Origin of the sequence: Haladaptatus sp. W1 (genome assembly GCF_001723155.1) — an archaeon.
GTDB classification, from domain to species: Archaea; Halobacteriota; Halobacteria; order Halobacteriales; family Haladaptataceae; genus Haladaptatus; species Haladaptatus paucihalophilus.
On the sequence record NZ_MEIH01000011.1, the window covers coordinates 1 to 24,092 of the forward strand.

Here is a 24,092-nt window from a genome sequence, read left to right on the forward strand (position 1 = left end):
GCTCGGCACCGCGCTCCGAGGATTCCGATGGGATACGTCCTCACCCGCATCCCGCGGTATCAGGCCGTTCTGGCGACGGGATTCGTCCTCGCCGGGTCGTCGGGACTCATCGCGGTCGCGGATTCCATCGCCTCGCTTCGCGTCGGGACGTTTCTACTCGGCGTCGCCAGCGGTGCCTACTTCGTCGCCGCCGTGCCGCTAATCGCGGAACTATATCCGGACGCTGTCGGGCGAACCGTCGGCATCCACGGTGCAGCGTCGCAACTGGCGGCGGTCCTCGCCCCCACCATCGTCGTCGGAATCTTACTCGTCTCCTCGTGGCGGACGGTGTTCATCCTGCTCGCAGCGGTCACAGTCGTCTTCAGCATCGTGCTGGCGAGCATCGTTCGCGGGTCCCGAATCGCCGACGAGTCCGCCCCGGACCGCGCGTTTCTGTCCGCCGTGCGCTCCCACTGGCGACTCATCGCGGTCGGCCTCCTGATGGTCGGCGTCGCGGGATTCCTGTGGCAGGGCTTGTTCAACTTCTACGTCGTCTATCTGGACTCGTCGAAGGGAGTGCCGACGACGACGGCGAACCTCCTGCTCACCGTCGTGTTCGCGGCCGGCCTACCCGCGTTCTGGTTCGGCGGCCGGCTCGCCGATCGCCTCCCCATCGTCCCGTACATCCTCGCGATACTGACGGGATTCGTGGTGTCGGTGGTCGCGCTCACCGCCGCCGGTGGCATCGTCGCGCTCACCGTCGTCTCGGTCGCCATCGGGTACTCGATACACAGCCTGTTTCCGGCCTTGGACACCTACTTCCTCAACTCGCTGTCAGACGAGAATCGCGGCGTCGTCTACGCGGCGTTCACCGGTATTTCCCTGCTAGTCGAGGCGAACGGCACTGCAACCGTCGGTCTGCTCACCGAAGCGGGCTATCGATTCGACGTCGTGTTTATCGGCCTCGCCTCGCTCGTCGGTTGTGTCATCGTCGTCCTCGCAGGGTTGTACACGACGAACCGACTTCCGGGGAATTCGCCACGCGACCATCGCGCATAGGGTCCTCGAATCGCGTCACGTCGTTGGATAGCCTGCCAGAACCGCATTCAGCGAGGGTTCTACGGCCGTAATGTAAAGATACTACGGGTGATACGCCACTGTATGCGAATCGCGCTCATCGCACACGACGAGAAGAAACCCGATTTGGTCGAGTTCGTCCGAGATAACATCGACCAACTTTCGGACGTCGACTGCATCTCAACCGGAACGACCGGACAGCGAATCAACGAGAACACCAACCTCGAAGTCGAGCCGAAAGCGTCCGGACCGCTCGGCGGAGATATGATGATCGGTGCCGCGGTAGCCACCGGAGACTGTCAGGCTGTGATATTCCTCCGCGACCCGTTGACCGCCCAACCGCACGAACCGGACATCAACGCGCTCCTACGGGTGTGTGACGTTCACGACGTGCCACTGGCGACGAATCTCGCCAGCGCGAACGCCATCATCGACGAGCTAATAAAGCAAGCCTAACCGCCCGACGAAGGGGTCTAGCATCGAGACGTGACGAGCGTCAGAGAACGCCCTCGTCGGACAGTCGCTCGATATCCGCCTCCGTATAGCCGAATTCAGAAAGGATTGCTTCCGTGTGTTCGCCGAGGAGTGGCGGGTGCGCGCGAACCCGCGTCGGCGTCTTCGAGAGGTGCATCGGACTGCCCGCCATCTCGACGTCGCCCGCGGTCGGATGGGAAACCGACCACTGCATGTTTCGCGCATTCACTTGTGGATTGTCGAAGACATCCTGCATATCCTTGACGTCGGTCGCCGGGACGCCGTGGTCGTCCATCGTCTCCACTATTTCTGCCGTCGTGAACTCCGCGAACGTCGGTTCGAGGAGTGCATCGAGTTCGTCGCGGTTCTCGACGCGAGAGGCGTTGTCGCGGAATCGCTCGTCGTCGATGAGGTCCTCGCGGTCGATGGCACGACAGAACTTCGGCCAGAGGTTGGGCGACGGAACCGCGATGACCACGTACCCATCCGCCGTCGGGTACGCTTGATACGGGGCGAGCGTCGGGTGTTTGCTCCCCATTCGTTCGGGCGGGGTTCCCGTGGCGAAGTAGTTCGAGGCCATGTAGCTCATCCACGCAACCTGACCGTCGAGGAGCGAGACATCGACCTTCTGTCCCGTTCCGTCCCCGAGTTCGCGCTCGAGCAGTGCGGCGAGGATGGCTTGGGTCGCGTACATCCCCGCGCCGATGTCGGCGATGGCCACGCCCACTCGAACAGGCGAGCCGTCCGCCTCGCCGGTGATGCTCATCAGTCCGCCCTCTGCTTGCATGATGAGGTCGTACGCGGGTCGGTCTTTGTCCGGCCCCCACTCGCCGTATCCCGAGAGGGCACAATAGACGAGGCCGGGATTGTCCTCTCGGAGGGTCTGGTAATCGAGTCCCCACTTCTCCATCGTGCCAACACGGAAGTTCGAGACGACGACGTCGGCTTCGCTGGCGAGGTCGCGGAAGACCGTTTGTCCCTCCTCGCTCGCGAGGTTGAGCGTCATCGAGCGCTTGTTGCGGTTCACGCTGAGGTAGTACGCGCTCTCGTCCGACTCCCCGTACGTCGGCGGGTGCCACCCGCGGGTCTGGTCACCCGTCTCCGGTCGCTCGATTTTGATGACGTCCGCGCCGAGGTCGCCCAACTGCATCGTGCAGAACGGACCGACGAGGACGCGAGACGCATCGAGAACGGTGACTCCGTCGAGGGGACCGGTCTCCGTCTCCGGTTGGCGAGCTTCGCCGACCATCTGTTACGGCGCTCCCGCCCAATTCACTGGCAATCTCCGCTCGACCCGTCGACCGGTGAGAATCGTTCGACCGTCCCTCTGCCGTTTCGTAGCGGAACCGCACTCCGTTTGCGGGACGGAATCTTCAATCGTCATAGGCCGGTGTTCGGAAAAATAATGCTAAACTGTTTCGGTGGGGGCGATTCGGAGCGGGAGCGAATACGAAGACGCAGCATTCAGTCGTCGATTCGTCTAGACTCCGCGTCCGTGGACAACCCGGTGATAGTCCGTATCGGTTGCCGGGCGTCTCGCCCTCGTTCGAGTCCCAAAGTGACGACTCGAACGACGACGTAGGGGCCGACGACCGAGATGGTAGGTATCACGGAGAACGCCACGACCACTGCGCCGAGAACGGGAGCAGCGGCCAGTATGAGCCCGTACATTCCGAGCAGGGTGAGTCCGAACAGAGACACGAGGGTCGTGTCTCTCGGCGCACGTCGGGCAGGCGGTGTCCGGTCGGCCGGACGATGGGGTCGTTCGTGTGGCAATCGTCTTGGTGCTTGCCTCATGGATATGTACCTCTTATTCGGTCGATATGCGTGCGATACGGCGAGTGTAGTTGCGACAGCGATGCCGCTACGTAGCCATCGGAAGCGAGCTCGGGATCGACGCTCTCACGACTTACGCGGTGCGGCGATGGTCCCCCGTGACATCGAGGGCAGGCTGACCGCCCTTCGAAGTGCGTCCGCCTTCGTAACCACTGCTATCGGTCTAAACGTAGCTCGGTGGACGAGCGAAGCGAGAGACGGGAATCGCTACGTCGGTGAAGGAATCATGTACTGACAACCTCGCGTATTACGTTCCTCGTGTCACCATAGTATAAAATTACAGTGAATGGTGCTATCCATCGACACGGATGAAAACGGCGGTACGGTAGCCGACGACGCATACGATGTCCGTGTAGTGTGGCAGTGGTCGACTCGATGGCCCTCTTCCAACTCGGAGTGCGAACTAACGGACCGTCGGGACCGGCGACCGTTCCCACAGGGTCGCGTTAGTCCGACGAATCGTACAGCGGACGGTCGTTCGACGGCGCGGATATCTGGGTCAGATAATAGATTCCGACGAGGAAACACCCCTGTCCCACGGAGAAGAGGAGCAGTAACTCGAGGGGAACGTGATACCGGCCGAGCAGACGAACGACGACCAGAGTGACGAACACACCACCGATGAGAAACCACGAGAGCATTTTCAGACCCTCTTCCAAAAAGAGGAGGTCAGCGAGACGAGCACCCCTCGATTTGACGAGCGAGTCCTCCCAGGCTTCCTGATCAGTACCTTGAATGGACATCGACATCATGCTAAATGATACCACACGATATCAATACCTGTGATTGTATAACTGACAGTAGTTCGGTACACCATCCCCAATTCGGGTAAGTCGATGCTGATTCCGGTCGAACGAATGTGCCATCTGGACGTCTTCGCGCCACCTCACCGTATGGTATCTTTCGACGACGCGGGCGAAATCGTAATCGAATCAGGTACCCGGAACCCTACGTGAGCGTCGCGGACCGCACGTCGAGAAACGAATCGGAAAGAACCGACGGGGAGATTTCCCCGTCGTACGACGGTCGAAAGCGAGTCGAAACGCGGTACTCGCGGCCTCAATCGAGCGTGCCGAACGTCTCCACAAGGTCACCGTTCACGTATCGACGTTGCGTAAATCCGAGCGCGTTCGTGAGCATGGTATGGGACAGGAACGTAGCCGTGTACTCCAGCATGCCGAAGGGATGGGCAACGCGTTGGTACGCAGGCGGTAACATCCCACCGATGACGTGAATCCCGGAACCATCCTCGCGGCGTATCGAGCCTGCGGTCACAAGCTGCTCCTGACCGTCGGTAACACCGGCGACCGTTCCGCCCGCATCCTCGAAGGCCGTGGGAGCAACGCCGGTCGCGGGGGCGTTGGCGATGGGATAGCCAAGCGGGGGGACGTTGTAGAATTCACGCTGGACGTTCCGCGTTCCCATCAGCAACGGATGGTCATCGTTACGTTGGTCGAAATGAGGGATTTCACTCTCGAACGTGGTAACGTCCGCCGCCGTAATCCCCGCGGCCAAGTCGTTTTCCAGGAGTCCGAGGTGAGTGACACCGGCGTCGGTGAGAACGAGGTTTCCGCCGTTCGAGACGAATCGGTCGAGTTCCCGGACGTACGCGTCGTCATCGGCTCCATCCGCGTGAGAGATGACGAGGTTTTCGACGGCGAGTTGGCTGCTCCGCCCGCGAAACAGCGCACCGTCTTTGATGTCTTCGACGGTTAGCCCCGTCATCTCATCAGTGATGTTACCGTTGCCGTGCTGTCCTCGATTCCCGTTCTGTCCGTGATGACCGCGCGTCTCCCTGCTTTTCCGCCCCCGCCCGTCGGCCATGTACGCCTTGTAATCGGGGAAGTAGGCGAGCGGGGAGACACTGTAGCTCCGTTGTTCGTACCCGAAGACTGACTCGGGGTCGGGGGACGTCACGGTGGTCGCGGTACTGCTGATGACCGTCTGATCGACCGTCGCCGTTCCCTCCCGCTCGCCACCGAGCGTTTTTACCTCGACCGTCCACTCGCCGCTGGATGGCGTCGGAATCGACCATTCGGCTGTCCGTCGTGGCCGGTCGCTAGCGGAGTCGTGCGAGCGCACGACCCGTCCGCTCGCGTCGCGGAGTTTCGTGAGGATGGGGCCGGTCGGCGAATCGACGGTTATCGAGAGTTCGTGCGTTCCGTCCGGAACGGAAACGCTCGATGCGGTCCACTGTTTGCCGACCCCGAGCTTTTCCCTGGCCGTCGTCGTATCGATATCCTCGAACGAAAGCGTACTCGACCGGCGCGTGAGCGAATCGGTTTCGACGTATGCGGTCGTCGCGTTGCCGGTTCGGATGTCGGCGGTCACGTCGTTCGCGGCGTGTTCGGTGACGGTTCGAATCACCTCTTGGAACCCACGCGCTTGCAGGTCTACCAACCACGGTCGGAACACCATCCGGTCGAAGACGCGGTTATCCCACCCCATCTCGTGAGCCATCATCGTGACCCCGAGGCCGCCCTGGTCCTCCGGGTGGCTCATCCAACTGATGAGCGTCCCCGAGGTCGTATACTGAATCGTATCGAAGATGGTGCCGTATTCGTACCCCGATTCCGGAACGGGAGTGTCGTATCGGTCAACGTACTCCGGAGGGACACCGTAGCCATCGATGAGATACTCCCTATTCAGGGCCTCGAACTGCTCACGGCGGGCGTTGAGGTCACTCTCGATTTCGTCTTGGACCCGGATATTCGCCCGTCGATTGAGTTCGTAGATGTCGTGGAGTTCGCCGTGGTCATATTGGTCGTTGACGATGAGTCCCTCGATAAAGTTCGAGGACCAGAACATCCCGTGGAGGTCCGATCCGTAGTTGAGGTTGTCGTACCCTCGAAGCGCCTCGACGATATCGAGTGAGTCGGGCACGATTTCCTCGTACTCCTTCGGCGACGTCGGAACGTCGTCGTCGACACCCGGCATATCGTCCTGCAAGTCCCTTCCGTTCGGCTCGGCGGGATAGTATGCCGGATTGATCCACCCGACCGTCGGATATCCGCGGTTCGGGTCAACACCGGTTCCGGTCACTCGTTTGAAGGAGTTGTTCTCCGGTTCGGGGTCCCCTATCGGGTCGTCGTTGACGAGATACTCCTGTCGACGCGCAGAGAACCCATCGGGATTCGTGTACGCGAACAGGAGGACGACGTCGTCCAACATCGCCTCGACCGTCGGCTCGTCACCATCGAGCAGTCGCTGGACGAACCGGGAACCGGCCTCCGCACCCGACCGTTCGTCACCGTGAATGCTCAACGAGAAGAACACCTTCTCCTTTTCCTGGAACGCTCCCTCGTCGTCGATATCGTTCGTCACCTCGACGACCCACAATTCTTGGGGGTCGGACGCCGTCTCTTCGAAGAGGTTCTCGTGTCCCGGACTCTGCCCCCACGAGCGGACGCGAACTCGGTCACTGTGCTCGGCTTCGAGGTGGTGGATTCCGTCCACCATCTGTTCGTAGTCGATGTAATCGACGCTGTCATCGACGGGCGGGAAGGCGCCGTTCGTGTACTCACCGAGTCGCCAGAACGGATTCGACCCTGGCGAGTATTTGAGGGTATCGACGGCATCGAGTTCGGCCACGTCTCGCGCTTCCGTCGGCGTCAGTCGGAGCCACGCCGCGATTGCTGGGTCCGTCGTCGTCCGGAAATAGTCGTCCGAGTAGGGTTCGAGCGCGTCGAACGCCGGTCGGCGCAGTTCGACCAACGTCGGAATCTCGTACTCTTCATCGACGCGACCGAGGACGAAATCGTAGAGTTCCGTTGGCGCCGACGACGTTGAATCGGCGGCGACACCCTTCGAGAGCGACACTGCACCGGCCGTTGCAGCGGACAGTCTGACGAACTGGCGGCGTGAAATCGACATGTCTTTCGAGCGGTCCAATTCGGTTGAGTGGGTACGTTCGTCGTGCACTTGATAACACGGCACGGAGTGCCATCCTATCATACTCCCTTTCAGTATTAATAATTATTCAGTACTAGTATTTTATTTAAATCGTTGCTGTCAATTTTGATGAAATTGACCCTGTCCTCATTCCCATTCGACACGGATATCGCATCGCTATCGTCGAAAATACGACCGGAGGCGGTAGGAAGGCTACTTGGACCCGTCGTAGACGGCACCGTTCCGTCGACCGTCCGCTGCGCCCCGGTACTTCCCGGAATCGAGCACCCGAATCGCCTGCACGTTGCCGAGTTGGGTGGGCTCGTCGTTCAACCTGTGGCCGCGGGCACGGAGCTTCTTTCGCACTCCCTTCGGGAGGCCATCTTCCCAATAGACCGACGGGTCGACGTCGGCGTAGATACGCGGGGCGGCGATAGCCGATTGGAGACTCATTCCGTACTCGACGACGTTAAGCAACACTTGAGCGACGGTTGTGATAATCGTCTTCCCACCGGGGGAACCGACGGTCATGTACGGCTCGCCGTCACGGAAGACGATGGTCGGACTCGTACTACTCAACGGCCGCTTGTTGGGCTGGACCTGATTCGGTCCGCCGGGGACGGCATCGAAGTCGGTGAGTTCGTTGTTCAGCATGAATCCGTAGCCGGGCACCATCATCTTCGTGCCGAAGAACTGCTCGATGGTGCTGGTCCACGAGACCATGTTTCCGTCGCTGTCCGCGACCGTGAAGTGCGTCGTCTGTCCCTTGTCGGAGCAAAGGTCTGTCGCTCGGCGCTCGCCCGTCCCGGAATCCGCGAGCGGACTGACCCGATAGGGGTTCCCCGGTTGGAACGACCACGGGTCGCCGGGCGAGCGCTCCGGTCCGGCCTCGTCGAACGAGATGCGTCGGCGGCGTCGCTTCACGTACTCCTCGTCGAAGAGTCCCTGCCACGGTGCATCGGCGAACAGTTTGTCGCCCATGTACGCACCGCGGTCTGCATAGGCGAGGTGGAACGCCTCGATGAGCGCGTGGTAGCGCTCGAAGGACCGCGAATCGTACTGCCCGAGGTCGAAGGGTTCGAGAAGTTTCAGGATATGGCCGATGGTGAGTCCGCCGGAACTCGGCAGGGACATCGTCCGAATCGTCACGTCCCCGAACTCCACGTGTTCGGGATGGTCCATCGTCACGTTGTAGCCCGCGAGGTCGTTGACGGTCATACTGCCGCCGCTCTGCTGGACCGTTTCGGCGGTCGCTTCCGCGATTTCACCCTTGTAGAACGCCCCGATGCCCTCGTCACGGATGAGGCGGAAAGTTTTGGCCAGGTCCGGTTGCACGAGCGGGTCGCCCTCCTGGAGTGGGTCGCCGTTCGGCGCGAACACCGAACGCGCCGCGTCGTTGAACAGGTCGACGTTGTTGGCTATGGATTCGGCCAACGGAGCGTCGACGGTCACACGGGGACAGGCGTTCGACGCTAGCGCGATTGCAGGGTCGATGAGTTCCTGCATCGACTTCGAGCCGAATCGTTTGAGCGCCACGTCACAGGCACGGAGCGTCCCCGGGACGCCGACTGCCTGACCGCTGGTGTGTCGCTTTTCGAACGGAATCGGCTCGCCGTCGTCGTCGAGGAACATCTCTGGCGTCGCACCGAGCGGTGCGCGCTCGCGGTTATCGACCGCGTACACGACGTCCTCGTCGGCCGAGTACACGAGCATGAACCCACCGCCGCCGATGCCGGAACTGTGCGGTTGAACCACGTTGAGTGCGAACTGCGTCGCAACGGCGGCATCGACCGCGTTGCCACCTTCGGCGAGGACGTCCGCACCAACCCGCGTCGCTTGCGGGTGAACAGTGGCGACCATCTGGTCGCCGGTCGCCGTCGCAACGGTTCCCGACCCTTGTTTCACGTTACTCGCGTCACCCGACGCCTCGCCCGCGCTCGCGGACACGATGCCTACCCCAGCGGTCGCCATCGAACCTTTCAGGAACGTTCGTCGCTTGGTCGTTCCGCTCTCTCCGTTCGCTTCCGTCTCGGAGCGTCCTCCCTCCGCGTCTTTTTCTCCACTCATCCTTCCAAGATATGAACGGGACGAGGATAAGTATATTTTATTAAGCTCGACAATAATAATTGTGAGATTCAAAAATACTTTAAGTAAAATCAGTCAACGAACAAGTTCACATCGAAGACGGACACTAGATAGGTGAGAATTGCTTGATTTTGGGTTCTTCTGACCAGTGATTGATGGGGTCTCTAACGGGCATAGTATTGCACTACATATACAATAATGGTGAGTGTGGTCGACTGAATTCCACCCATGAAGGAGAGAGATAGCCAATGTAAAATATCCAAAGCCAATAATAGTATAATTAATCAGTAAATGGATTTATTAAACGACTGTGTTTTAATCGAGAGCCTGTAGCCCGTCAGTCAGATTTTAACTCGGGATCACGCCAATTCCGGCGCCGTGATTCTCGCGGAGTCCATGCAGAAGTGCGGCCACTGTATCGATACACTGCTTCCCAAATAATCGGACGAAAAGAAGTGACCTCACACCGAATGGTATTGTTCTATTTATACAATATTGTTCAGGATTAATTGTCATAGCGATCCTATCAATGGCGAACCTCGATGACTTCGTTGTGAGCGGGTCGTCGATGCTATCAGACGCCCGATAATTACTCTGTAGAATAGCTTGATATAGACGTCCTACGACGAATAGCTGAACATCTCCGTTGTCTCACTGAGCGTATACTCGATCGCATGGGAATGAACGACGACATCCGTCAGGGCGGCTACTGTCTGCGCACTCTGTCCTAACCGCTCGCTCCTCAAACGGTCCTACCTAGTAAGGGACACCCGTAGAGAGATAAAATACTTCTGATAGGAATGGGAAGTCAACGTTGACGGGGAGAATACGGTTCACGAAGACATCGTTCGATCCCTTTCATAGATACCACAGCGCGGATACCCGCGACTTTAGGTGCGGGAGGAAGCGCGTACGCTTGACAACTGAATGAATGCCACGGCCTAACGGCCGTGGTAGCGTACTAAGCAATAGTCAGACGCGGTCCGGTATCGGGAGATAGTTGTTGATATCGATAGTACGGTTCGTCTCGATGAAATACTCAACATCAGCAACGAGTTCGATACCGCGCAGGTCGTTGAGGAGGTTATCAACATGGTTCGTCGTCGGTGCCGTCGCAACCGCATAAATATCGAACGAACCGAACCCAGAGCTGATGAACCAGAAGGGGTCGTCCCGAAGCGTTTGGATCGCTCGTTCCTTCGCGTCAGGTTCGTCTACAACGGTGATGGCGGTTCGAAGAACCAACCAATCATGCTCCTCCGGATCGATCATAAAAAAGGTCGAAGTCGTATCGAAGAGGTTCTGAACCCGGTAGCGGATTCCCTCACTGCTCATTTCGTATCCTCGTTCTTCAAGTAGACTCGAGATATCAGAGTACGGTTTTCGCGGGTCCGATGCGAGAATGCCCAGGACGATTCGGTCGATCTCGTCCATCCCTTCCGGTCTGTTCGCGGTCATACATAGCAAGACACACAATAGAGAAATAAGCGTTCTGTCAGTCGAACAAATCAGTCCGAAACGAAAATCTCGAACTCTGTCTTGGATGAAGACGAACAATATCGATTCAACGGCACCGCCTAGTTAAGCAATTCTGGTGTAAAGTACCGTTGCAACACCTCTACTGGGATCAGCTAACGAACCACTTCGTCCCATTATGACTACATCTTCGGTGAAGCAGTCGAATTCTGTTTTCTCATGGCGCAGCCACTCTCAATAATCAATCACTTATGAACAGGGGAACCCCGTCAACCGTACCGCTGTGCGTGGTTTTCCCTATCTAGACAGTGCCAATTCAGCTGAAAAGTTAGTAATACACATTTTCACTACATCCGACTATTATGAGGGGAAACTGGAAGACGAGACACGATTTCGCTTTTCAAATTCGTCGTAAATAGCACAGTATTGGTATTTTCACAATATCTCATTCAAGCTAACATTTAGTTGGAGGATCGACGGAGGGGTTTCCGTCGTATATCCGGATGCCTCCGTCAAGGGAGCGTACATTCCCGTTCGACAGACACTAACCCCATTTCGGCGCTTTGACTACAAGAAGCGGGATTGCAAGCAATAGTCACGAAAGGGCTATTCGGCTCTTCACCAGGACGATAATACGGTCGTTGATACCCAACAAACTATTAGTCGGTATGTGTTATGTGTTCACGAATGTCTGACAAAGAGCGAGTGTACGACGATGCCGACATGGTTGGCCACACTCACGATGTCGGCGACCGTCCGGCCCTGCTTGTCGTCGACCTCCAAAACGGGGAGACAGACCCGGATGAACCCATCGGCTCTGACCTGTCGGAGGTCATTGAAAACACCAACGAACTCATCGATATTTCCCATGAGCGGAACGTTCCGGTCGTGTTCGCTCGCGTCGTCTACCGCCATCCCGACGCCGTCGATGGCGGTCTCTGGGTCGAAAAGATACCCGCGCTGAAGGAGTGGACAGCGGGGTCATACCCCACGAAACTCGATGAGCGCTTGCACGTCGAGGACGATGACCATATCCTCGATAAGCGTCATGCCAGCGCGTTTCACGACACGGAGTTAGGGTCGATGTTGACCGCGATGGGAATCGACACGCTCGTCGTCACCGGCTGTTCGACGAGCGGGTGCATTCGTTCGTCCGTCGACGATGCGGCCGCGCGTGGGTTTCGGACCGTCGTCCCGAAGGAGTGTGTTGGCGACCGGTCGGCCGAGCAACACGAGGCTCACCTCTGGGATATCGACGCTAAGTTCGCTGACGTGCTCCCGATGACCAAGGTTGCAAAATACATTCGGTCAGTGGATGCTTCGAGACCTACCGACCGTGCCTAACGATGGTTTCGCCACCACATTTCGGACAATACGGGACTTCTACGCTAGCATCTCCGTCATCGACGGTCCGGTCGCGGACAAACCAGTATAATCCCTGAAACGGTGGAATCCGGGCACCACAGTCGTCACACCGGTAATCGAACCGGTCGGCCGCGTTCGGATACCGAGTCATACGATACCATCCAACAGTCGTGACGAAATAATTTTCGCCGATTGCGTCAGCGGTCGCGTAGGTCAGCCGTCGCGTCGTGGTCCACTTCACCGTCTTCGATGACGACTCCGTAGTCCTCGCGGGCGATTTCCTCGTTGATGAGTCCATCGCGGTAATCGTCAAACACTTTTTCCACCGGGCGGTCGTGAGGGTCGCCGTATCCTCCACTCATCGCCGACTTCACGATCAGGTGGTCGCCGGGTTCGAACTGGTAGCCGGTGACCTTAGTGTACAGTTCGTCCACGTCGTTCACCTCGCTGCCGTAGTCCATCTCGTCAGGCATCTGGTCGCGCTGAGAGTAAAACACGGGCGTACTGCCGTCAGGGTCGTCGGTTCGGATGTGCCACATGGACGCTCCGGCACCCTCCTCACCACCGAACGCACCCCATGGCGTGTGATGTTTACCGTCCCCTTCGGTCGACATCACCGTGTCGATGAGGAATGTCGTCTCGCGGCAGACGCCGTGTCCACCGCGGAACTCGCCGGCACCGTGACCGTCTTCACGGAGTTCGTACCGGTCGACTCGCATCGGATGCGAGAGTTCGATGTCCTCGACGGGGCGATTACGCGTGTTGTGGATAAGCGCGCCGACGCAGTCGATACCGTCCTTGTCCGGACGGCCACCATAGGAGCCATCGTTCACTTCGAGATAGACCCAGTACTCGTCACCTTCCGAATCCGGTTCGGGACCGCTATAACTGGTGAAGAACACCTGTGCCGCGTTGCCAGCCATAACGCGGTCGGGGACGGCGTTACGAAGTGCCTTCACAATGAGGTCACCCATCATATCCACTTGGTTGATTCGTGCGAACGCTGCGGCCGGCGGGTTCGGGTCAAAGATGGACCCCTTTCGCGTCTCGACGTTGATCGGCTCGAACGTCCCGGAATTCTGCGGGATGTATTCGTCGTGGACGTACGTATCCATGAGGAGTGCCCGAAGGGTGAAGTACGCCGCCACTTTCGTCGCGCCGTCGACAGGACAGTTGAACCCGGTGGGAACTTGGTCGTTCGAGTCGGTGAGGTCGATGGTGATCGCGTCGCCTTCGACGCGCACCTTGACGTCGATTTTGATGCGTTTGTCACGGTTGCGGCCGTCGTCGTCGAGATAGGCCGTTTCGTGCCACTCGCCATCGGGGAGTTCCGCGACTTTACTGCGGAGCAGGTCCTCGGCGTACGAGATGAGGTCGTCACCAGCTTGCTGAACCGTCTCCAGGCCGTACTTCTCGATGAGTTCGACGTACCGCTGACGGCCGATTTCTGCAGCCGATATCATCGCTTGCAGATCGCCCTCGTTCATTCGAGGCGTCCGTGTATTGTCGTGAATGTGGTCCCAGACTTGCTTGATGCGCTCGCCTTGACTAATGACTTTGCGCGCCTTGAACAGTTGTCCTTCGGCATACACGTCATACAAGTCAATCGTGATGCCGGGGGTAGCGGTACCGATGTCGAGGATATGCGCGGTATCGGCCGACCACCCGACGAGTTCGTCGTCGTAGAAAATGGGTACGATCACCGCGATATCCGGCGAGTGGCTTGCACCGTAGTACGGGTGATTGTGAAAGTAGACGTCGCCAGGTTCGGTTATCTCGAAAACGTCCTCTCCCCGTTCCTCGATACATTTGTACATGCCGCGCAAGTAGCCCGGCAGCGACCCGACGTGCATCGGCGTATAGTCGCTCTCGGCGACTTCTTCGCACTCGGGTGTGAAGATTCCCGCTCCGATATCCTCACTCTCGCGGATAATCGAGGAGTACGAGGACCGAATCATCTTGCTTCCCATCTCTTCGGCGATGGTGTCGAACTCGCCACCGATAACCTGTAGGGTTACAGGGTCGAGTTCGCGCTCTTCGAGAAGACCGCGCTGTTCTTCTGCTCTCTTGTCACTGTCATCCGTTATCATTGTTCATGCACCTCCGTCGTTGGTTAGTCGAATCGATCCGCTCTCCAGGACCTCCGCGTTCCAGCCGGGATTGATGACCACCGTGCTGTCAAACTCGTCGACGATAGCTGGTCCCTCGATAACGCCACCGGCACCGAGGTGGTCACGGTCGTAGCGGGCGACAGTCTGCGGTTTCGGGTTCGAGGATGTGCCGAAGACAACCGTCGATTCACCCGTCTTCGCCGCCTCTACGTCGTCATTCGAATCGACCGTTTGCGGCTCGTACGGAATACTCTCGGCGCTCGCGGACACACGAAGGTTCAGCAATTCGATGGGATCGTCCTCGAAGTAATGGCCGTACTCAACCTCGTGTTTCTCCTCGAAACGCTCGCGCAGACGCTCGCGCCAATCGCCGTCGGTGCCGTCGAACTCGACGGTGAGTTCGTAGCCTTGTCCTTCGTATAGCATGTCCACCAACTTCGTTAACGTCGCCCGTTCATCAACGTCGATACCGTCGCCGCGCAGTTGCTCGGTGCCCCGCTCGACGAGCGCCTCGAACCGTTGGTCGACCTCATTCGCATTGACCGTACTCAACCGCTGGCTGACCGTTACCTGATTGTCGTACTTGACGTCACCCGTGAGTAAGCCACTCGCCGAAGCGATACCCGGCGATGGTGGAATCAGCACGGTGGAGACGTCGAGTTCTTCAGCGAGGTCGACAGTGTGCATCGGTCCCGCCCCGCCGAACCCTACAAGGGTATACTCCCGTGGGTCGTACCCTCGGCGGATGGTCTGCTCGCGGATGGACTGGTACATGTTACTGTTTGCAACCTCCAGCGTGGCTAACGCGGCGCGTTCGACCGTCGAGAACTGCTCTTGATCGACGACATCGAGGAGATGGTTCTCGATGGCTTCCCGCGCGAGCTCTGGTTTTAGCTCCACGTCGCCCCCAAGGAACGCGTCGGGGTCGATGCGTCCGAGGACGACCTGTGCGTCGGTCACTGTCGGTCGCTCGCCGCCACGATTCATCGCCGCTGGGCCGGGGTTTGCGCCCGCACTCTTTGGCCCGACGTTGAATCCGTGGGCCTGGTCGAACCACGCGATAGAACCGCCGCCACTGCCGATGGTCTCAACGTCCAGCATCTGCGTGACCGTCGGGTAGTTTGCGACCTTGCTGTCGCGAGCGTCGCGTTCGAGCAGTCGCCCGGGAACGACTGAGATGTCGGCGCTCGTCCCACCCATGTCGAGCGTAATGAGTTTCTCCTCGTCCGCTTTCTCCCCGGAGAACTGCCCCGAGAGGACGCCCCCCGCGGGTCCGGAGAGGAGCGTCGTGATGGGCTTTCTCGTTACTTCTCGAACGCTCGCCATCCCACCGCTCGACTGCATGATGAGTATGTCAGCGTTTTCGAACCCGAAGTCCGCGAGTTGGCGTTCGAACCGGTCGAGATAGTTCGACATCACCGGGGCGAGACGGGCGTTGATGGCCGTCGTGGTGAAGCGCTCGTACTCTCGGAACTGGTTTACCACCTCGTTCGACGTGCTGACCGTTACGCTCGGGAACTGGTCCTGAATCAACTCCTTCGTTCTGTCCTCGTGGGTCGTATCGAGGTATGAGTGTAAGTAACAGACAGCGATGGATTCTACGCCGTCGTCGACGAGTTCCTGTGTCGCCTCGATAACCTCGTCCTCATCGAGTGGTCGGACGACCTCACCGGGCGGATAGATTCGTTCCGAGATGGTCTTGCGTCGTCGTCGTGGGACGATCGGATTTGCCTGCTGTGGTTGTTCAAACTGAATCGAAAAAGTGTGGAGCTTCCGGTGGCGGCCGATGTGGATGGCATCACGGAAGCCTTCCGTCGTAAGCATCCCGGTCCTCGCTCCTTCATTCTCGATGAGTGCGTTCGTCCCGACCGTCGTTCCGTGTAGGACTGTATCGATGTCGGCGGGGTCTATCGCGTGTTGCTCCGCGATTTCTGCGACCCCGACGGCGCTCGATTCGGACGGGTCGACAGTCGTCGGAAGTTTGTGCGTCACTTCCATGTCGTCCCCGATCATGACGACGTCCGTATTCGTACCGCCTACGTCTACTCCGATTTGAATAGTTGTCATTCTTCGACCACAGGCTGAAGCCTATACTGTGAGTCATCAACAACCATGTTAAGTTTTTGCATGCCAGCATTTGGCAGAATCGGAATATTTCGACGTTCAGCAATCGTATACCGATTCGACGAGTGCTGCTCCCCGAATGGCGCGTGCGTCGTCGAAGTGAGGGCCGATGACCTGCATCGCTACTGGGAGTCCGTCTGCTTCGCCAGCCGGAACCGAAACGACTGGGTTACCCGTGAGACTGAACGGACCCGTGTTCCCCGAAATGTTTTCCATCCCCTCTGTCGCCGTGATTTCGCCATATTTCGGGGGTACGACGCGGAGCGTTGGTGCAAGCAGTAGGTCGAACTCGGTGAACAGGTCGTGTAGACGGCGGCGGAATTCGGTGATTACTTCGCGAGCAGCGACGTACGATTGCCCGTCGGTCTGCTCGTCCAGATACGCGGCCGGAAGAACCCGGAGCGCGATGTGTTCGTTCAAACTGTCGGTGAACGACTCGAACGTCTCACGCCACTCCTCCGTGTACTGCGTTCCCTGCCCGCGAATCGTCCCGCGTTGACGGAGCAACCACGCGAACTCGGTTGCGATGGTGAGCGGATACGCCGTCTCGATGTCACCGATGTCGAGGTCCGTTACGGTGACTGTCGCATCGTCGCGTGCATCGAGCGCGTCGGCAACGCCACAGACGGTCGACGCGACACGGTCCGAGGACCGCTCGACGAATGGCGATAGGAGCGCGAACTCGAGCGCTCCCTGCTCGTCGAGCGCATCAGTGGCCGATTTCCCGGGTACACGGCTGGATGACGGGTCGCGAACGTCGTGGCCACGTATGACGTCGAGCACCCGCGCGGCCGTCTCTACATTGCGCGCCAGCGGTCCGATACAGTCCGTCGTCGGCGAGAGGTCGACGAAGCCATATCGGGACATCGACCGGTGGGTCGGTTTCACACCGACGATTCCGCAACAGGCCGCCGGAATGCGTACGCTTCCTCCGGTATCAGTTCCGAGTGCAGCATCGACGGTTCCGGCCCCGACCGCTGCTGCGCTCCCGCTAGACGACCCACCCGGGACACGCTCGGGAGCGGCAGGATTGATAACCTTCCCGAATTCGCTGAACTCGCCCGTTGGACCGAACGCGAAGGCGTCCGTGTTGGCCTTCCCAACGATGGCGGCACCGGCATCAAGAAGGCGCTCAACGACGGTCGCGTCGTAGGACGGGACGACCGAGAACGATTGCGACCCACACGTCATCGAGAGGTCCTTGACAGCGATGACGTCCTTAACGGCGACATCTACGTTCGAGAGCGGACCCTCCTCTCGCTCTACGCGCGGTTCGTCGTACACTTCGAGGAGCGCGTTGTTCGGGTCGTCGGCTATCGACCCGACCGACTCCCGCGTTTCGACCGTCGCGGACTCGGGGACCACCGAACCGAGTTCGTCGGCGGTATCGAGTGCTGCGTCGACTCCTTCATCACTTACGTTCAAGCCGAGTCGGTTGGCGAGCGTTCGAAGGCGGTCACGCTTCTCCGGTGTATGGTGGGCCATACCACACAAATCCTGCCCATCGGATAAATAACTCCTGTTGCACCGGTGGACAAAGGACTAAGTGTATGTGCGGGGTGTCTTAACACGTTAGCAATGAGCACGACAGAGACGTATGCAGATTTCTGTGCGTCGCTCGCGTATGACGACCTCCCGGACGCCGTCGTCGAACACGCGAAACACCTCATCCTCGATACCATCGGTATCGCGGTCGGAAGCGGAACTCGGGCCGAATCGAGCGAGTCGTTCATCGATGGGGTCGAGAACCTCGACGAGGACGGCGACGGTGCGACAATTCTAACGACCGGTGAGTCCGGGGCCCCGCGTACGCCGCGTTCCTCAACGGTGCGATGGCACACTCGTTGGACTACGACGACACTCATCGGGCGGCGTCACTCCATCCTGGCGCACCTGTCATCCCCGCTGCACTGGCCGCAGCGGAGGAGTCGGACGCGTCCGGGGAGGTGCTTCTCACGGGTATTGTGGCGGGATACGAAATCGTCTGCCGACTCGGCATGGCGGTCAACCCGGCGTCCCACTACGGGCGCGGGTTCCACATGACCGGTACCTGCGGGACGTTCGGCGCGACGGCTGCCGCGGGTGTCGTCTACGGCTGGGATGCGGAGAAGTTCGAGGCAGCGTTCGGTCTCAACGGCAGTCAGGCCGCGGGGTCGCTCCAGTTCCTCGAAAACGGCGGTTGGAACAAACGCGCGCATCCCGGATGGGCCGCTCACGCCGCTCTTACTAGCGGTTCATTCGCCGAAGCCGGATTCTTCGCGGCATCGAACCCTATCGATGGGGACCGAGGATTCCTGCAGGGTTACTCCGACGACCCGAAGCCGGAGAAAACGACCGAAGGGCTAGGCGAGGACTACGAACTGCTGAAGGTCGGCGTCAAACCGTATCCCTGCTGTCGGTACATGCATGCCCCCTTAGACCTCCTGCTAGACCTCGCGGAGACGGAATCCATCGACCCCGCGACGGTCGAGTCCGTCAGGGTTCGCATTGCCACACCCGGTATCGAACTCATCGGTCACCCAGAGAATACCTACCCGCAGTCGTTCGTCGACGCGCAATTCAGCATGCCATTCGGTTCGGCACTCGCGCTTGGACGGCGTGACGCCGGTGTCGACACGTTCCTCGAAACTGTCGATGGGGACATCCCCGACGACCTCCGAAGACTTGTCGACCGCACTACCGTGGAGTCAGCGGAATGGATCGATGACGCGTATCCGGAGAAGTGGGCCGCTGACGTGGTGGTCGAAACCACGGATGAAACGTATGAAGCCGCCACCGAGTATGCGAGCGGCGAACCCGAGAAACCGCTTTCTTGGGACGAACTCGTCGCGAAGTTCGACGAACTCGTGGTACCAGTCGTCGGCGAGTCGGCAACCGCGGACGCGCGTGACCGAATCGAAACACTCGAATCGACCGACGTTGCCGCTCTCGTCGAACCGTTTGCTCGCGACCGCTCAAGTGTGACAACGCCATCGACAACCGATTAACCACACGGTTATTCCACGTCATCACCGAGCGAGTCACCGTACTTTTCCTGTTCCTCCGAGGGCATGTAGCGACGCTCCCACTCGACGACCTCGGGAAATCCGGAGAATTCGTGGAGGTCGCCAACGGGAGTTTCGGCGAAGGCTCGGTCGATGTCGGCCAAGGCATCCATTCCCTCGGATTTCAGTCCGGAGAGGCGCTCGTAGACGGCCGCGATGGTCGCGAGCGTGGACGCGACGGGGTAGAGAACGAGGTCGAATCCCAGTTCAGTCAGCGCATCCGGTTCGACGTACGGCGACGTGCCGAGTTCGCCGACGCAGTTGTACACCAGTGGCGCGTCGACTTCTCGGCCGATTCGTGCGATTTCGTCTTCGTCCACTGGTCCCTCGACGAACGCGACATCAGCACCGGCGTCGACGTACGCGTTCGCACGCTCGATGGCATCGTTCAAGTCGCCGCCGACTGCCCCGCGGGCATCGGTGCGCGCGATGAGCACGAACGACTCATCTCGCTCGTCGCGGACATCCGCGGCGGCGCGTATCTTGCCGACCGCCTCTGCCTTCGGAATCACTTTCCGGCCCTTGGTGTGACCACAACGCTTCGGGAACGTCTGGTCCTCGATGTGGATTCCGGCGACGCCCGCTTTCACGTATTCGCGGACGGTTCGAACGACGTTCGTCGCGTTGCCGTAGCCGTTGTCGGCATCGGCGATGACCGGAACGGACGAGCGTTCCTGAATGTTCTTTGCGTTTTCCACCATCTCCGGCATCGTGAGAAGACCGGCATCGGGGTATCCGGTCTTTGAGAGGGAAGTACCGTATCCAGTCATATAGATGGCGTCGAATCCGACATCGTCGGCCACGGCGGCCGTGAGCGGGTCGTGGACGCCGGGACACTGCAGCAATTCATCCCGGTCGATTAGGTCTCGAAGTCGTTCGCGGTACATATCCTAAAAGGAATGGCCGCCGTCATAACTGCTGTGTCACCTGACCGACTCACCGCGAATGGAGATAGTCGAGGACGTCCTCCGTCGATATCACGTCGGCATTCTTTGCCCCCATGTCGAACAGGTTCGCCTCGTGCTGGTCCGTCGACCGGTCGCCGACGGCTTCGACCGGAATGATGGTTCGAAAGCCGTTGGCCACGGCATCGAACACCGTCGCTCGAACGCATCCGCTCGTCGAACAGCCGGTGACGACGAGCGTGTCGACTCCCCACGTAGTGAGCATCGAGTGAAGTTCGGTACCGTGGAAGGAACTCTGTTGTTGCTTGTCGAGGATATGGTCTGCTTCGTCGACATCCATCCGGTCGTCTATCTCCGTCCACTCCGTTCCGTCCCGGAGCGTCTTCAGCGCTGGTATCTTCTCGGCGAAGATACCCATATCCGCCGCGTCGGGATGTTTCGTGATTGTCCGAGTGAACACCACGGGAACGTCGGCTTCGTGCCCTGCTCTCACGATCTCGTTCGCGTACTCCACCATCTCTGGGAGCGCGGACCCAAGTGGGTTATCGGGGTCAGTCATACCGTTCTGGATGTCCACGACGACGATCGCCGGTCGTTCGCCGAATCCGATTGGATTTTCGGTCATTCCGGCGCGGTCGTATATCTCCTCCTTCGAATCCGTGTTACCCATTGTGTACCACGGCCCAGTTCACGCCCCAGCGTAAAATCGTTGCGGGTAGCGGCCACGGACACGCGAACGGCGGTGCTGGCGCGAGACTCCCGACAATCGGCTAAGACGAGCGTGTACGGCGGCGTAATGATCGACACTACACTTTGGTCATGTATGCCTCGGCGTATTCCATGGGAAGCACGACGCGGTCGGCGACGCCCTCGTACATGGTCGCTGCCGCGTCGACGAGGTCTTCAGGTAGTGCTTCGACGGTGAACGTCGCGAGCATCTCGTCGGTCACGAGGTCGGCCATCTCGTCCCACTTCTTCTCCTTCGAGAGTTCGTGAAGGTCCTGACCGAGCGACGTCCAACCGTGGATGTCCAATACGTCGTGGTAGGTACGCGTGCTGCCGTAGAAAGCGACTCGACGCCGTACTCGCTCTCGATTCTCGGCCATCTCCTCTTCGGAGTCACCGGTGATGACTAGCGGACTAGCGAGTATCTCGATTTCATCCGGGTCGCGGTCAGCACGTGCTGCACCTTCCGCGATCCGTTCGGCGATGACGTCATTCGCGTACCGATTCGACGTGAACGGGTGAATAGAGAGGCCGTCGCACAATTCACCGGCCAGCCTGAGGTTGTACTCGTTAACACCGCCTATGTAGATCGGGATGTCGGGGTGGTCGATCGGGCCGGGATCGAATCGGTCGGTCAGCAGTGAAAACGAGTAGTGTTCACCATCGTAGTTGAGGGCATCCGCCTCGCCCTGAAACACCTCCCAGATATGCCGAATCGACTCGATGACCTCGCGGAGGCGGGGTCCGGGCGACTTCCACTCGACGCTGAACCGTCGCTCGTTGTGACCCTTGACCTGCGTACCGAGGCCGAGGACGTATCTCCCGTTCGAGTAGCGAGCAAGGTCCCATGCCATCTGAGCGACGACCATCGGACTGCGCGTAAACGAGAGGGCGATTCGGTTGCCCATCGTCACCCGGTCGGTGTGTTCGGCGGCGAGGACGTGCGGCAGGAACCCGTCGTTACTGTTTTCCATGCTCCACACGCCGTCGAACCCGAGCCGCTCGGCCCGTTCTGCGACCTCAATCGTCTCGTCCGAGAGCGGCGGCACTAACGTGTCTATCTGCAGTTCGCGCATCGTTACTCACACCGTTTGCGAGCGTAATAAAGCTACGTCGGGAGGGACACGGAAGGATCGCCTCGCACTAACTCATGTTTCGATACCGACAAAAGGGATAAATCGTCCGTTCAAGAATAGCCCGTTATGGTTCGACGTACCAATGAGGTCGGCGAGGGTCGATATCGGGAGGAGTACGGTCGGTACTACGAAGACTTCAAGGTCGGAGACGTATACGAACATCGTCCAAAGCGGACCATCACACAGGACGACAACATTCGGTTTACCTTACTCACCATGAACAATCATCCGCTCCATTTCGACGACACGTACGGCGAGGACACCGAGTTCGGTGAGTGTCTCGTCAATTCAACGCTCACGTTGTCCGTCGTGACCGGGATGAGCGTGAGCGACGTGAGCTACAAGACGGTCGCGAATCTCGGATGGGACGATGTTAGACTCACGAATCCCGTCTTTCACGGTGATACGCTCTCGGCCGAGAGCGAGGTTCTCGGAAAGCGTGAGAGCGAAAGCCGTCCCGATGACGGTATCGTCACCGTCGAGACGCGGGGGTACAAGCAGACCGACGAACAGGTCATCGAATTCGAGCGGTCGATGCTCATTCCGAAACGTGACAGGGATGAGTAGGTCCCGATGGACCGGTGGCAACGGAAGTACGAGACAAGAACTGTGAGGACGACCCAGAGGCGGTTCGGGTGACGTAATTATCACGTTCGCGCCGAATTGGAGGCCCAACCCGCGCTACGACGTCGGGGACGAGTGTAGTCGTACTCCCAAAATAGACGCTTCGTCCTCCTCCTTCGGTTTCGGTGAGCGGACGGCTTCCCGGCGGCAGTACGAACGATACTGTCGTTCACTGGAACGCTGGAATAACCTCTTCACCGAACAGACGGATCGACTCGTGTACGTCCTCGAAATCGCTCCCGGGGAACTGCGTGCGGATGACGAGATAATCGAGGTCCATCTCGTCTCGATACCGTTCGATATCAGCGATAACGTCGTCCGGGCTACCGACGAGGAATCGCTCGTGGCGTAGCTTGTCCCACGGTGACCCGAAGTCGTCGTCTTCGATCGCGTCGTCCTGTCCCCAGTTGCTATAGCTCTCGTACTTCCCCATCAGCGGTTCGCGGACCGCCTGTTCCGCCTGCTCGGTGGTCTCCGCGACGAACGCTTCCCGAATGAATCCGACGTCGCCGCCGTCAATACCTTCGGTCTGCCGTTCATCGTAGAAGTCTGATATTTGACGTTTAGCGAGACCGAACGGGACGTGGGCACCGATGAAACCGTCCCCGATACGTCCGGCACGACGGACGCTCGATTCGTTGCTTGCACCGATCCAGATCGGAGGGCGGGGGTCCTGTAGCGGTTGCGGACGGATAGAGGTCTCTTCGATATTGAAGTGCTTGCCGTGATAGGTCACCGAGTCCTGTGTCCAGAGGCGCTTAATAATCTCGACGCCCTCGATGAGTCGGCCTGGACCATCGGCTTTCGACACCCCGAACACGTCGTACTCCTTCTCCCGATAGCCGAGGCCGACGCCGAGTCGGAATTGGCCGCCGGTCAAAACGTCGATGGTGGCACCGAACTCTGCGATGCGGACGGGATTATGATACGGGAGGAGACAGAGCGTGGTCCAGAGATCCATCCCTCCGATGTGTTCTGCAACGTGCGCGACGACAGCTTCGTTCAACAGGTATTGGTCGCTGTCGGTCACGTGGTGTTCGCCGACGGTGACGCTGTCGAACCCAACGTCACGCGCGAGTTCCGTCTGGGAAACGAGTTCGTCGCCGATTCCCCGCATTGGTCGAGACTCGTCGTACTGGCTGACAAGGAGTAGGCCAAATTCCATGTTAATGCATATCATGACGGACGTGTATTTGTAGCTTCGGGAGAGGTTCGGTACCTATCCGTCTCGTGGCAGGT

18 protein-coding genes and 2 pseudogenes are annotated in these 24,092 nt (G+C 59.2%); 7 read left to right on the top strand and 13 right to left on the bottom strand.

Going from position 1 to position 24,092, the window contains the following annotated elements; translation table 11 throughout:
- Positions 1-1,038, top strand: a 1,038-nt coding sequence (locus tag BG842_RS00415; protein ID WP_069449245.1) for an MFS transporter, incomplete at its 5' end; no start/stop codon positions are given.
- A 102-nt stretch (positions 1,039-1,140) separates the two neighbouring features.
- Positions 1,141-1,512: a methylglyoxal synthase gene (locus tag BG842_RS00420; RefSeq protein WP_007983211.1), complete on the top strand. Its 372-nt coding sequence runs from the start codon at positions 1,141-1,143 to the stop codon at positions 1,510-1,512.
- Between the two features lie 40 nt (positions 1,513-1,552).
- On the opposite strand, the gene BG842_RS00425 is transcribed toward BG842_RS00420, so the two are convergent.
- The 6 genes from BG842_RS00425 to BG842_RS00450 all read right to left on the bottom strand — a co-directional run bounded on the left by BG842_RS00425 (position 1,553) and on the right by BG842_RS00450 (position 10,800).
- Positions 1,553-2,779 carry a CaiB/BaiF CoA-transferase family protein gene (locus BG842_RS00425; RefSeq protein WP_069449231.1) on the bottom strand — a complete coding sequence of 409 codons (1,227 nt, stop codon included), beginning with the start codon at positions 2,777-2,779 and terminating at the stop codon, positions 1,553-1,555.
- A gap of 215 nt (positions 2,780-2,994) precedes the next feature.
- The gene (locus BG842_RS00430; RefSeq protein WP_254662794.1) at positions 2,995-3,306 is read right to left on the bottom strand and encodes a hypothetical protein; all 312 of its coding nucleotides are present in this window, start codon (positions 3,304-3,306) and stop codon (positions 2,995-2,997) included.
- 506 nt (positions 3,307-3,812) lie between these two features.
- Positions 3,813-4,109 (bottom strand): hypothetical protein, encoded by a 297-nt coding sequence (locus tag BG842_RS00435; RefSeq protein WP_254662795.1) that lies wholly within the window; start codon positions 4,107-4,109, stop codon positions 3,813-3,815.
- A gap of 316 nt (positions 4,110-4,425) precedes the next feature.
- On the bottom strand, positions 4,426-7,239 hold the full coding sequence (locus tag BG842_RS00440; RefSeq protein ID WP_254662796.1) for a M14 family zinc carboxypeptidase: 2,814 nt from the start codon (positions 7,237-7,239) through the stop codon (positions 4,426-4,428).
- A 231-nt stretch (positions 7,240-7,470) separates the two neighbouring features.
- Positions 7,471-9,324, bottom strand: a complete 1,854-nt coding sequence (gene ggt, locus BG842_RS00445) for a gamma-glutamyltransferase (RefSeq protein WP_069449233.1) — start codon at positions 9,322-9,324, stop codon at positions 7,471-7,473.
- A 990-nt stretch (positions 9,325-10,314) separates the two neighbouring features.
- Entirely contained in the window at positions 10,315-10,800 is a 486-nt protein-coding gene (locus BG842_RS00450) for an Lrp/AsnC family transcriptional regulator (protein WP_069449234.1), read from the bottom strand.
- Positions 10,801-11,505: 705 nt separating this feature from the next.
- Between BG842_RS00450 and BG842_RS00455 the strand changes: the two genes are divergently transcribed.
- Positions 11,506-12,162 (top strand): isochorismatase family protein, encoded by a 657-nt coding sequence (locus BG842_RS00455; RefSeq protein ID WP_069449235.1) that lies wholly within the window; start codon positions 11,506-11,508, stop codon positions 12,160-12,162.
- A gap of 218 nt (positions 12,163-12,380) precedes the next feature.
- Here BG842_RS00455 and BG842_RS00460 read toward each other — a convergent pair whose 3' ends face one another.
- From BG842_RS00460 to BG842_RS00470, 3 genes are all read right to left on the bottom strand, one after another.
- Positions 12,381-14,273, bottom strand: a complete 1,893-nt coding sequence (locus BG842_RS00460; RefSeq protein WP_069449236.1) for a hydantoinase B/oxoprolinase family protein — start codon at positions 14,271-14,273, stop codon at positions 12,381-12,383.
- Positions 14,274-14,276: 3 nt separating this feature from the next.
- The gene (locus BG842_RS00465) at positions 14,277-16,361 is read right to left on the bottom strand and encodes a hydantoinase/oxoprolinase family protein (RefSeq protein WP_069449237.1); all 2,085 of its coding nucleotides are present in this window, start codon (positions 16,359-16,361) and stop codon (positions 14,277-14,279) included.
- A 96-nt stretch (positions 16,362-16,457) separates the two neighbouring features.
- Positions 16,458-17,903, bottom strand: coding sequence for an amidase (locus tag BG842_RS00470; protein ID WP_069449238.1), 1,446 nt, complete (start codon positions 17,901-17,903; stop codon positions 16,458-16,460).
- Between the two features lie 93 nt (positions 17,904-17,996).
- Here BG842_RS00470 and BG842_RS32865 point away from each other — a divergent pair.
- The 3 genes and pseudogenes from BG842_RS32865 to BG842_RS32390 form a co-directional block, all read left to right on the top strand.
- Positions 17,997-18,203 (top strand): annotated as a pseudogene (locus tag BG842_RS32865) (MmgE/PrpD family protein); the annotation flags it as partial.
- 29 nt (positions 18,204-18,232) lie between these two features.
- Positions 18,233-18,733 (top strand): annotated as a pseudogene (locus tag BG842_RS32385) (MmgE/PrpD family protein); the annotation flags it as partial.
- 48 nt (positions 18,734-18,781) lie between these two features.
- Positions 18,782-19,405, top strand: coding sequence for an MmgE/PrpD family protein (locus BG842_RS32390; protein WP_256388483.1), 624 nt, complete (start codon positions 18,782-18,784; stop codon positions 19,403-19,405).
- A gap of 8 nt (positions 19,406-19,413) precedes the next feature.
- On the opposite strand, the gene BG842_RS00480 is transcribed toward BG842_RS32390, so the two are convergent.
- The 3 genes from BG842_RS00480 to BG842_RS00490 all read right to left on the bottom strand — a co-directional run bounded on the left by BG842_RS00480 (position 19,414) and on the right by BG842_RS00490 (position 22,169).
- Positions 19,414-20,349: an oxaloacetate decarboxylase gene (locus tag BG842_RS00480; protein ID WP_069449240.1), complete on the bottom strand. Its 936-nt coding sequence runs from the start codon at positions 20,347-20,349 to the stop codon at positions 19,414-19,416.
- 49 nt (positions 20,350-20,398) lie between these two features.
- Positions 20,399-21,037, bottom strand: a complete 639-nt coding sequence (locus tag BG842_RS00485; protein WP_069449241.1) for an isochorismatase family protein — start codon at positions 21,035-21,037, stop codon at positions 20,399-20,401.
- A 136-nt stretch (positions 21,038-21,173) separates the two neighbouring features.
- The gene (locus BG842_RS00490) at positions 21,174-22,169 is read right to left on the bottom strand and encodes a TIGR03617 family F420-dependent LLM class oxidoreductase (RefSeq protein WP_069449242.1); all 996 of its coding nucleotides are present in this window, start codon (positions 22,167-22,169) and stop codon (positions 21,174-21,176) included.
- 126 nt (positions 22,170-22,295) lie between these two features.
- Between BG842_RS00490 and BG842_RS00495 the strand changes: the two genes are divergently transcribed.
- Positions 22,296-22,796 (top strand): MaoC family dehydratase, encoded by a 501-nt coding sequence (locus BG842_RS00495; protein ID WP_069449243.1) that lies wholly within the window; start codon positions 22,296-22,298, stop codon positions 22,794-22,796.
- A 226-nt stretch (positions 22,797-23,022) separates the two neighbouring features.
- Here the strand turns inward: BG842_RS00495 and BG842_RS00500 are convergent, their stop codons facing one another.
- Positions 23,023-24,033, bottom strand: coding sequence for an LLM class flavin-dependent oxidoreductase (locus BG842_RS00500; RefSeq protein WP_083252377.1), 1,011 nt, complete (start codon positions 24,031-24,033; stop codon positions 23,023-23,025).
- Positions 24,034-24,092: the final 59 nt, after the last annotated feature.